At 71.7% G+C, this 10,849-nt stretch carries 10 protein-coding genes; 2 read left to right on the top strand and 8 right to left on the bottom strand.

What is annotated here, in order from left to right:
* Positions 1-165: 165 nt before the first annotated feature.
* Positions 166-750, top strand: a complete 585-nt coding sequence (locus J2Y42_RS18635; RefSeq protein WP_309861731.1) for a TetR/AcrR family transcriptional regulator — start codon at positions 166-168, stop codon at positions 748-750.
* Positions 751-886: 136 nt separating this feature from the next.
* On the opposite strand, the gene J2Y42_RS18640 is transcribed toward J2Y42_RS18635, so the two are convergent.
* The 8 genes from J2Y42_RS18640 to J2Y42_RS18675 all read right to left on the bottom strand — a co-directional run bounded on the left by J2Y42_RS18640 (position 887) and on the right by J2Y42_RS18675 (position 9,984).
* Complete coding sequence (locus tag J2Y42_RS18640) at positions 887-1,951, bottom strand: aldo/keto reductase (protein WP_020077305.1); 1,065 nt, start codon at positions 1,949-1,951, stop codon at positions 887-889.
* 179 nt (positions 1,952-2,130) lie between these two features.
* Entirely contained in the window at positions 2,131-2,943 is an 813-nt protein-coding gene (locus J2Y42_RS18645) for a CoA ester lyase (protein ID WP_309861736.1), read from the bottom strand.
* Complete coding sequence (locus tag J2Y42_RS18650) at positions 2,940-3,464, bottom strand: MaoC family dehydratase (RefSeq protein ID WP_089876426.1); 525 nt, start codon at positions 3,462-3,464, stop codon at positions 2,940-2,942. Before J2Y42_RS18650 ends, J2Y42_RS18645 begins: the two co-directional genes overlap by 4 nt.
* Positions 3,461-4,108 (bottom strand): CoA transferase subunit B, encoded by a 648-nt coding sequence (locus J2Y42_RS18655; RefSeq protein WP_309861742.1) that lies wholly within the window; start codon positions 4,106-4,108, stop codon positions 3,461-3,463. Before J2Y42_RS18655 ends, J2Y42_RS18650 begins: the two co-directional genes overlap by 4 nt.
* On the bottom strand, positions 4,105-4,866 hold the full coding sequence (locus J2Y42_RS18660; protein ID WP_309861745.1) for a CoA transferase subunit A: 762 nt from the start codon (positions 4,864-4,866) through the stop codon (positions 4,105-4,107). The genes J2Y42_RS18655 and J2Y42_RS18660 overlap by 4 nt, the downstream gene beginning before the upstream one ends.
* Before the next feature lie 105 nt (positions 4,867-4,971).
* Positions 4,972-6,207, bottom strand: a complete 1,236-nt coding sequence (locus tag J2Y42_RS18665; RefSeq protein WP_309861748.1) for an acyl-CoA dehydrogenase family protein — start codon at positions 6,205-6,207, stop codon at positions 4,972-4,974.
* Between the two features lie 23 nt (positions 6,208-6,230).
* Positions 6,231-8,372, bottom strand: coding sequence for a biotin carboxylase N-terminal domain-containing protein (locus tag J2Y42_RS18670; RefSeq protein ID WP_309861751.1), 2,142 nt, complete (start codon positions 8,370-8,372; stop codon positions 6,231-6,233).
* 4 nt (positions 8,373-8,376) lie between these two features.
* Entirely contained in the window at positions 8,377-9,984 is a 1,608-nt protein-coding gene (locus tag J2Y42_RS18675) for a carboxyl transferase domain-containing protein (protein ID WP_309861754.1), read from the bottom strand.
* A 120-nt stretch (positions 9,985-10,104) separates the two neighbouring features.
* Here J2Y42_RS18675 and J2Y42_RS18680 point away from each other — a divergent pair, with 120 nt between their 5' ends.
* Positions 10,105-10,728, top strand: a complete 624-nt coding sequence (locus tag J2Y42_RS18680) for a helix-turn-helix domain-containing protein (protein ID WP_309861757.1) — start codon at positions 10,105-10,107, stop codon at positions 10,726-10,728.
* The last annotated feature ends 121 nt before the right edge of the window (positions 10,729-10,849 follow it).

Consider the following 10,849-nt stretch of genomic DNA (forward strand, 5'->3'; position numbering starts at 1 on the left):
GAGCCGGTGGGATCCCGTGGCTGGGAAAAAGAGGACAAACAGACTCGTCTGTCTACGGCTATACTGTGAAAGCCATCGTGTCCGGTGCCCCGCGCCGGATGCGATCGGCCTACGAACAGCAACGCGGAGGCGCCCGAGCCTCCCCCGAACAAGGAGTCGTGCCGGATGGTCGTAAGTGCCCGAGCGACCATCCGGCCGCCCGCGCCGTCGAAGGTCAAGATCCTCGCGACGGCGGATCAGCTCTTCTACCAGGAGGGCATCCACACCGTCGGCGTTGACCGCATCATCGCGGGCGCCCGGGTGACGAAGGCGACCTTCTACAAGCACTATCGGTCGAAGGACCTGCTGATCATCGCCTACGTCGAAGGACGCGACCGCCAAGTGCGCGAATGGTTCGCCGAGCAGGAGGCCAAGCACGCGGATCCCCGTGACATCGCGCGCGCCCTCGTCGACTCGATCAACGAGCAGGCCGTCAGCCCCGGCTTCCACGGCGACCCCTTCATCAACGCCGCCGCGCAGTTCGCGGACGAGACCGACCCGGTCCGCGTCGCCGTGACGGCCCACCGCGACTGGTACGCGGACCGCATCGAGGAGCTCTTCCGCCAGATCGGCCACCCGCGGCCGGGAGACGCCGCGGACGACCTCATCCTCGCGCGCGACGGCGCCCTCGCCGGCGGCTACGTGGGCGACCCGATCGCCGCGGGCGCCGCGCTGCACCGGGCCCTCGACCGCATCCTCGGCGAGGTCTGACCGGCGCGACCAACTGTGGGTCGCGACACGCCGTTATGCGACCCGAATAACGGCGTGTTGCGACCCACGTCTGCGCGGCGAGGTGCGCGCGGGACGGGGCGAGACGGACGAGACGGGCGCGTCGGACTGGCGCGCGCTACTCCGAGACGCGGTCGAGGTCGAGCATCTGCGACCGCGTGAGGCGGATGCCCGCGGCGGCCATGAGCGCGTCGACCTGATCCGGCCGGCTGGCGCTGGCGACGGGTGCCGCGATCGTCCGCTTGGCAAGCAGCCAGGCGAGCGCGATGCTCGCGGGCGCCACGTGGTGCTCGGCCGCGATGCGGTCGAGGACGGCGAGCACGCGCTGGCCGCGACGGTTCACGTAGGCGGCGGCGCGAACGCTGCGCGCCCCGGCCGTCAGGTCGCCCTTGCTGCGGTACTTGCCGGTGAGGAAGCCGTTCGCCAGCGCGTAGTACGGCATCACCGCGAGCCCCTGCGCCGCCGCGACGATGCGCGGGGCGCTCTCGAACTCGCTGCGGTGCATCAGGTTGTACTGCGTCTGGATGGCCACGAACTTCGGCAGGCCCGACGATGCGAGGATGCGCGCCTCGATGAGGCGGTCCGCACTGAAGTTGGACGCGCCCAGATACCGCACCTTGCCGCTCTCGATCAGCCACTCGGCCGTCGCAAGGCTGTCCTCCAGCGGGGTCTCCGGGTCGTCCTCGTGGAAGTAGAGCAGGTCGATGTGGTCGGTCTGCAGCCGCTCGAGGGACGCCTCGACGGCGCGGATCATGCTCACCGAGCCGAGCCCGGGGTTGTCGTGGTGCCGCCCGACCTTGGTCGCCACGACCATGCGGTCGCGGTTGCGGCGCTCGCGCATCCACTTGCCGATGAGCACCTCGCTGCGGCCGCCGACGTAGCTGTCGGCCGTGTCGATGAAGTCGCCGCCCAGCTCGGTGAAGCGGTCGAGGATAGCGAGGGATGTGTCGCCGTCGGCCGTCCAGCCGAAGACGCTCGCGCCCAGCGACAGCGGGTACACCGCGAGGTCGCTCTCGCCGATGCGGCGGGGCGCGATGATCGACAGCGGGCCGGTGCTCGCGATCGCCGGGTCGACATCGATGACGCCGGTCGGCGGCTCGGCGGAGCCGGCGCGCGGGTCGGCAGCAGTGCTGCTGCGGAGACCGACGGTCTCGAGCAGGCGCAGGGGTAGCAGCTGTGGCATGTCTCCCCCTCCCCCGCGACCTCCAACCGCCGCGTATCTCCGTTCCCCGCGAATCGACTGGTCTCGAATCGATTCGAGAACGTCGGATTCCCGATTGAACACTTGCAGCGTACGACATGCCTCCGACGTGCGAAGGACGAAACGGGTGAACCGTGGAGGAAAGCTAGGTCACAGTTTCATCACGAACGCCGGAGCACCGCCCGGGCGTGCGCGAGCACCGGTCCGTCGACCATCCGGCCCTCGTGCCGGAACACTCCCCCGCCCGCGTTTTCGGCGGCCGCGAGCAGCTCGCGAGCGGCCTGCACCTCGGCCGGATCCGGCCGGTAGGCGGCCCGGATCGTCTCCACCTGGCCCGGGTGGATGCAGGCCGTCGCCGCGAATCCGACGGCCACCGCGTCCTCCGCCTCAGCGGCCAATCCCTCGAGGTCGGCGATGTCCAGGTGCACGGTGTCGACGGCGTGGATGGATGCGGCGCCCGCCGCCAGCAGCACCGCCGACCGCGCATGGCGGGCGATGTCGCGGTACCGTCCGTCGGGGTGCCTGCTCGACGTGCCGCCGAGCGAGGCGACGAGGTCTTCTGCACCCCACATCAGCGCGATCACGCCGGGCGCGGCGGCCAGCAACGGCGCCGCGAGTACGCCGGCGGCCGTCTCGCAGAGAGCGATGACGGTGTGGTCGCGCAGCCCGTCGAGGTCGGACGGCCGCTCGGCCTTGGGCAGCATCACGGCGCGGTACGGCGTCGCGGCAAGCGCGGACAGGTCGGCGTCGTGATCGGCGGTCCCGGCCGGATTGACCCGGACGATGACGCGCTCCGGGTCCAGCTCCGACGCGACGAGCGCCTCGCGCGCTGCGGGCCGCGCGGCCGGGTCGACCGCGTCCTCCAGGTCGAGGATCACCGCATCCGCCCGCTCCAGCGCCTTGGCGTAGCGCTCGGGGCGGTCGGCGGGGCAGAACAGCAGCGCCGGCCCCCACGGGAACGCGACGTCGTTCACAGGATCTCGTCCGACCCGTCGCCTCCCGCTGCGCCCGGGTCGGACGCGACCGGCGAGACGTCGCGGCACCACACCATCACCTGGCGCGTCGCCGTCGCGACGACGACCCCGTCCTGGTTGCGTCCGGTGTGCTCGAGCGTGACGATGCCCTGCCCCGGCCGGGAGGCGGAGAGCCGCTTCGCGAGCACGACGGTCTCCGAGTAGAGCGTGTCGCCGTGGTGCAGCGGATGCGGGAAGGCGACCTCGCTGAACCCCAGGTTCGCGACGATCGTGCCCTGCGTCAGCTGGGTGACCGAGGCTCCGACGATCGTCGCCAGCGTGAACATGGAGTTCACCAGCCGCTCCCCGAAGGGCTGCCGGGCGGACCACGCGGCGTCCAGGTGCAGCGCCTGCGTGTTCATGGTCAGGGTCGTGAAGAGGACGTTGTCGGCCTCCGTCACCGTGCGCCCGGGTCGGTGCAGGTACCGCGTCTCCGGCTCGAACTCCTCGTAGTAGAGCCCGCGCTGCTCGATCTCCCTCATGCCGCCTCCTCCAGCTCCACGCGCAGCGGTGCGCCGGTCGCGGCGACCACCTCGTCGACCGTGACGCCGGGGGCGACCTCGCGCAGCACCAGTCCGTCGTCGGTGACGTCGATGACGGCCAGGTCGGTGATGATCCGGTCGACGCATCCCGTGCCGGTCAGCGGGAGGCTGCACTCGGTCACGATCTTGGGGCGGCCTTCGCGGTCGACGTGCTCCATCATCACGATGAGCCGCTTTGCGCCGAAGACGAGGTCCATGGCGCCGCCCATCCCCTTCACCATCTTGCCGGGGATCATCCAGTTGGCGAGATCGCCCCGCTCCGAGACCTCCATCGCGCCGAGGACGGCCAGGTCGACGTGTCCGCCGCGCACCATCCCGAACGACAGCGACGAGTCGAAGAAGGCGGCGCCGCGGTTCACCGTGACCGTCTCCTTCCCCGCGTTGATGAGGTCGGGGTCGACCGCGGCGTCGGCGGGATACGGGCCGACGCCGAGCACGCCGTTCTCCGAGTGCAGGATGACCTCGACGCCCTCCGGGATGTAGTTCGGGATGAGCGTGGGCATCCCGATGCCGAGGTTGACGTACTGCCCGTTCTCCAGTTCGCGCGCCACCCGGGCGGCGAGTTCGGTGCGGCTGAGGCTCATCGTGCGCTCCCTTCGGCGACGGTGCGCCGTTCGATCCGCTTCTCCACGCCCGGCGCGTGCACGACCCGCTGCACGAAGATTCCGGGGCAGTGCACGGCGCCGGGATCGAGCTCGCCCGGTTCGACCAGCTCCTCCACCTCGGCGATGGTGACGCGGCCGGCCATCGCGGCCAGCGGGTTGAAGTTCATCGCGGCGGCATGGAAGACGAGGTTGCCGTGCCAGTCGCCCTTCGCGGCGTGGACGAGGGCGAAGTCGGGGCGGAGGGACCGCTCCAGCACGTACTCGGCGTCGTCGAAGGTCCGCACCTCCTTCGGCTCGCTCGCGACCGCGACGGAGCCGTCGGCGGCGTAGCGGCGCGGGAGTCCTCCCGTCGCGATCTGGGTGCCGACGCCTGCGGGCGTGAAGAACGCGGGGATGCCCGCGCCGCCGGCCCGCAGCTTCTCGGCAAGCGTTCCCTGCGGGGTGAGCTCGACCTCCAGCTCGCCGGAGAGGAATTGGCGTGCGAACTCCTTGTTCTCGCCGACGTACGAGCTGATCATCTTGGCGATGCGGTGCTCGGCGAGCAGCAGCCCGAGGCCCCAGTCGTCGACGCCGCAGTTGTTGCTGACCACCTCGAGGTCGGTGGTCCCGGCCTCGAGCATCGCCTGGATCAAGGCGCTCGGGATGCCGCACAGGCCGAACCCGCCGACGGCGAGCGTGCTGCCGTCCGGGATGTCGGCGACGGCCTCCGCGGCGCTTCCGACGGTCTTGTCGATCATGCGTCCTCCCCTTCGAGGGTCTCTCGCCATCAGCTCCTGAGTTTTTCCGGCGACACGCCGGGTGCTGCGCGGAAAAAGTCAGGAGCTGTCGGCTGCGGATTCAGGTTAGGCGGAGAAGCCCAGCGCGCGCGAGATCACCATCAACTGGACCTCGCTCGTGCCCTCGCCGATCTCCAGGATCTTCGAGTCACGGTAGTGGCGCGCGACCGGGTTCTCGTTGAGGAAGCCGTAGCCGCCGAAGATCTGCGTGGCGTCGCGGGCGTTGTCCATGGCGGCCTCGCTGGAGACCAGCTTGGCGACGGAGGCCTCCATCTTGAACGGCTTGCCGGCCATCAGCTTGAAGCAGGCGTCGTAGTAGGCGAGGCGGGCGGTGTGGACGCGGGCCTGCATCCGCGCGATCTTGAAGGCGATGTGCTGGTTGGAGCCGATCGGCCGGCCGAACACGTTCCGGCTCTTGGCGTAGCGGATGGCCTCCTCCAGACAGCCCTGCGCGGCGCCGGTGCACAGGGCGGCGAAGGCCACCCGGCCCTCGTCGAGCGTCGCGACGAAGTTCGCATAGCCGCGGCCGCGCTCGCCGAGCAGGTTCGCCTCCGGCACGTGCACGTCGGTGAGGGTCAGGGGATGCGTGTCCGAGGTGTGCCAGCCGACCTTGTCGTACACGGGCTCCGCGACGAAACCGGGGGTGCCGGTCGGGACGATGATCGCCGACAGCTCCTTCTTCATCGATCCGTCCGCGCGCCGCTCCTCGCCGGTGACGGCCGTGATAGTGACCAGCCGCGTGATGTCCGATCCGGAGTTGGTGATGAACTGCTTGGTGCCGTTGATCACCCACTCGCCGTCGTGCAGCTCGGCCGTCGTCTTCGTGCCGGACGCGTCGGAGCCCGCCTCGGCCTCGGTGAGCCCGAACCCGGCGAGCGCCTCGCCGCGGGCGAGCATCGGCAGCCACTGCTGCTTCTGCTCCTCGGTTCCGCTGCGGTAGATCGGCATGGCGCCGAGCCCGACGCCGGCCTCCAGGGTGACGCCGATCGACTGGTCGACGCGTCCCAGCTGCTCCACAGCGAGGCAGAGCGACAGGTAGTCCTTGCCCTGGCCGCCGTATTCGACGGGGAACGGGAGGCCGAACAGGCCCATCCGGCCCATCTCGGCGATGATGTCGTACGGGAGGCTGCGCTTGGTGTCGTACTCGTAGGCGGCGGGCGCGACGACCGTGTCGGCGAAGTCGCGGACCTCGTCGCGAAGGCGGCGCTGCTCGTCGGTGAGCTGGAAGCCGGCGACGTCGGTGTCGTCGGCTCCGGCGGCTCCGGCCGCGGGGCCGGTGGGGCGGGTCATCTGCATGGTCATGCGGGTCCTGTCTCTTGTGGTGACTATCGCTGTGCGGCGGCCGGTCGTGTCGGCGCCGCGTCCGCCTGCTGGGGCGGAACGTCGGAAGTGCTCGGGATGGGCGGAGTCGCGTCCGCCTCGTCCGCTTCGTCGGCGTCGACGCGGGCGACGAGCTGGTCGAGCCGCACCAGGTCGCCGGGGCCGACGTGCACCGCGACGACGCCGTCGACGGGCGCCACCAGGCGGTGCTCCATCTTCATCGCCTCGACCACGACGACCGTGTCGCCCGCGGCGACGCGCGCGCCGGTCTCGACCGGGACGGCGACGACGGTGCCGGGCATGGGCGAGCGGAGCTCGGGATGCGCCGCGAGCGTCCCGCGGTCGACCGCGGCCAGCCGCTCGGCGAGGCGCGTCGCGCGGTCGCGCAGCCGCAGCGGTCGGGAGCGCCCCTCGCGCGCCAGCCACACGGTGTCGCCGTCGCGGGCGGCGTCGAAGCGGATGGTCTCTCCGTCGAGGTCGAGGAGGGCGACCGCGGGGCGACCCGCGGCGTCAGGTTCGCGCAGGCGGAGGGAGGCGCGGCGCGCGTCGAGTGTCGACGTATCGGACCCATCCCGCACCACGGTGACCGTCGCATCCTCGACGGGTCCGCTGACGGATACCGCCACCCCGTCGACGTCGTACCGCACCGGTCGCGCCCGGCCGGGACGCCATCCCGTCGGCGCACCCCACACCGCGCCGACGCCGGTCGGCGGCTGCTGCCAGCGGTCACGGTGCGCGAGCAGTGCCGCCGCGATCAGCTCCGGCTCGGTCACCGGCGCGGGCGTCTGCTCGGCGAAGCGGCGGTCGATCAGCGTGGTGTCCATCCGCCCGGCGAGGACGTCGTCGTCGGAGACGAGCCCGACGAGCCACGCCAGGTTGGAGACCGCACCGAGGATGCTCGTCCCCGCCAGCGCCCCGCGCAGCCGGGCGAACGCCTGGTCGCGGTCCACGCCCCAGGCGACGATCTTGGCGAGCATGGGGTCGTAGTCGGTCACGATCGGGATACCCGCGACGATGCCGCTGTCGACCCGCACGCCGTCGCCCTCCGGCTCGCGCAGCGCCAGCACGTGGCCGGCCGCGGGCAGGAAGCCGCGCTCCGGGTCCTCCGCGTAGACGCGCGCCTCGACGGCGTGGCCGTTCAGCCGCACATCGGCCTGCGCGAACGACAGCGGCTCCCCTGCGGCGATCCACAGTTGCTGCTCGACGAGGTCCAGCCCCGTCACCAGCTCGGTCACGGGATGCTCGACCTGCAGCCGGGTGTTCATCTCCATGAAGAAGAACTCGTCCGGCGCCTCGGCCGACACCAGGAACTCCACCGTGCCCGCGCCCACGTAGCCGACGCTCTCGGCGACACGGCAGGCGGCCTCGCCGATGCGCGCGCGGGTCACCTCGTCCAGCAGCGGCGACGGCGCCTCCTCCACCACCTTCTGGTGGCGGCGCTGCAGCGAGCACTCGCGCTCGCCCAGGTGCACGATCCCGCCGTGGCGGTCCGCGAGCACCTGCACCTCGATGTGGCGAGGGGAGGCGACCAGCCGCTCCAAGAACAGCGTGTCGTCGCCGAACGCGGCGGCGGCGACGCGTCGGGCCGCCCGCAGCGCCTCCGGGAGCTCGCCCGCGGAACGCACGGCCTGCATCCCCTTGCCGCCGCCGCCCGCCGACGGCTTCACCAGCACCGGGAACCCGATGCGCTCGGCGGCGGCGATCAGGTCGTCGTCGCTGAGGCCCGGCTCGGCGATCCCGGGGATCGTGGGGACGTCATGCTCGGCGACGGCGTGCTTCGCCGTGATCTTGTCGCCCATGACCTCCAGGGCGTGGACGCCCGGGCCGACGAACACGATCCCCGCCGCCTCGCACGCCTCCGCGAGCGCCGGGTTCTCGGAGAGGAAGCCGTAGCCGGGATGGACGGCCTCGGCGCCGGTGCGGCGGGCCGCATCCACGATCCGGTCGACATCCAGGTAGCTCTCGCGCGCGGCGGGTGGTCCGAGGCGCACGGCGACGTCGGCGAGCGCGACGTGCGGCGCATCGCGGTCGGCGTCGCTGTAGACCGCGACCGAGCGGATGCCCAGGCGCTGCAGGGTGCGGATGACGCGGCAGGCGATCTCGCCGCGGTTGGCGACGAGGACGGTGCGGAAGGGGGTGGTGGTCACGCGATCACATCCGGAAGAGCCCGAAGGCGGTGTCGGGCAGCGGCGAGCGGGAGACGACGTCGAGCGCCAGGCCCAGCACGGTGCGGGTCTCGGCGGGGTCGATCACCCCGTCGTCCCAGAGTCGGGCGGTCGAGTAGTACGGGTTGCCCTGCTCCTCGTACTGGGCGGCGATCGGGGCGCGGAACGCGGCCTCGTCGTCGGAGGACCACTCTTCGCCGCGTGCGTCCAGCTGGTCGCGCTTGACGGTGGCCAGCACGCTGGCCGCCTGCTGGCCGCCCATCACCGAGATGCGGGCGGCGGGCCACATCCAGAGGAAGCGCGGCGAGTAGGCCCGGCCGCACATGGAGTAGTTTCCGGCGCCGAAGGACCCGCCGATCACCACGGTGAGCTTCGGCACACGGGCCGTCGCGACGGCCGTGACCATCTTGGCGCCGTTCTTGGCGATGCCGCCCGCCTCGTAGTCGCGGCCGACCATGAAACCGGAGATGTTCTGCAGGAAGAGCAGCGGGATGCCGCGCTGGTCGCACAGCTCGATGAAGTGGGCACCCTTGAGGGCGGACTCGCTGAACAGCACGCCGTTGTTCGCGACGATGCCGACGGGATGCCCGTGGATGTGCGCGAAGCCGGTCACGAGCGTCGTGCCGTACTCCGGCTTGAACTCGTGGAAGCCGCTGCCGTCGACGATACGGGCGATCACCTCGTGGACGTCGTAGGGCGCCTGCACGTCGACCGGGACGACGCCGTACAGCTCGGCGGGGTCGGCCGCAGGCTCGACGGACTCCTCGACCGCCCAGGCCGGCGCCGCGGGCGGCGGGAGGGTCGCGACGATGTCGCGCACGATGGCGAGCGCATGCTCATCGTCCTCCGCCAGGTGGTCGACGACTCCGGAGGTGCGGGCGTGCAGGTAGCCGCCGCCGAGCTCCTCCGCGCTGACGATCTCGCCGATCGCCGCCTTCACGAGCGGAGGACCGCCGAGGAAGATGGTGCCCTGGTTGCGGACGATCACCGTCTCGTCGCTCATCGCGGGCACGTAGGCTCCGCCGGCGGTGCACGAGCCGAGCACGGCCGCGATCTGCGGGATCTTCGCCGCCGAGAGCCGCGCCTGGTTGTAGAAGATGCGGCCGAAGTGGTCGCGGTCCGGGAAGACCTCGTCCTGCATGGGCAGGAACGCGCCTCCCGAGTCGACCAGGTAGATGCAGGGCAGCCGGTTCTCCAGCGCCACCTCCTGCGCCCGCAGGTGCTTCTTGACGGTCATCGGGTAGTACGTGCCGCCCTTGACCGTGGCGTCGTTGCACACGACCATGACGTGGCGGCCCGCGACCAGGCCGATCCCGGCGATGACGCCGGCCGCCGGGCTCTCGTCGCCGTACATCCCGGTAGCGGCGAGCGGCGCGATTTCGAGGAACGGGCTGCCCTCGTCGAGAAGCGCGTCGATGCGGTCGCGCGGCAGCAGCTTGCCGCGGGCGACGTGGCGCTCGCGGGCGCGCTCCGGGCCGCCGGCCGCTGCGACGGCCAGCCGCCGCCGCAGATCGGCGACGAGCTCGCGCTGGGCGGCGTCGTTCTGCTCGAACCGGGCGTCCGTCGCGGACGCCTCACTGGTCAGGGTCGGCATGCTGCTCCATATGTCGTCGTCGACATCCGGTTAGTGGTCACTAACTCGGTTTTTAGGTTAGTGTTCATTAACCGAAAAGTCCAGCGTCGCCGACTGAGCGGCCCGACCCCATCGAGGACGATGACCCAGCCGAGTCCCGCCGCTCCCCTCGAGCGGCCGACACAGCGCAGCCAGGCCAAGGCCGACCGGCGAGCCGCGCTGCTCGAGGCCGCCGCCACGCTCTTCGCCGAGCGCGGCTTCAACGGCGTTTCGATCGAAGACCTCGGTGCAGCGGTCGGCGTGAGCGGGCCGGCGGTGTACCGCCACTTCTCCTCCAAGCAGGCCGTGCTGTCGGCTCTCCTGATCGGGGTCAGCGAGCGCCTGCTCGCCGGCGGTCAGGCGGTCGAGCAGGCCGCGGCGGATGCGGCGACGGCCCTGCGGTCGCTGATCGGCTTCCACATCGACTTCGCCCTCGGCGAGCCCGACACCATCCGGGTGCAGGACCGCGACCTCGACTCGCTCGACGATGCCGCCCGCCGTCAGGTCCGCCGGCTCCAGCGCCGTTACGTGGAGGTGTGGATGGGCGTGCTCGGCACCCTGCACCCCGCCCTCGTGGACGACGAGCTGCGCGTGCGCGTGCAGGCCACGTTCGGCCTCCTGAACTCGACCCCGCACACCGCGCGCGTCGGGGCGCTGCAGGTCGCGCCCGGGGTCGTGCGCCCCGTCCTGGAGCGCATGGCGTGGGCCGCCCTCACCTCCCCCTGACCGAGATTCGTGGGGGGGGGGGGGGGGGGGGGGGGGGGTTAGCACACCCGCGCCGCATATTGTGGGGGGGGGGTGGGGTGGCCGCGCGGGGGGGCGGGGCAGGGGGGGGGGGGCGGGCGAG

It is taken from the genome of Leifsonia sp. 1010, from assembly GCF_031455295.1.
Taxonomy (GTDB): Bacteria; Actinomycetota; Actinomycetes; order Actinomycetales; family Microbacteriaceae; genus Leifsonia.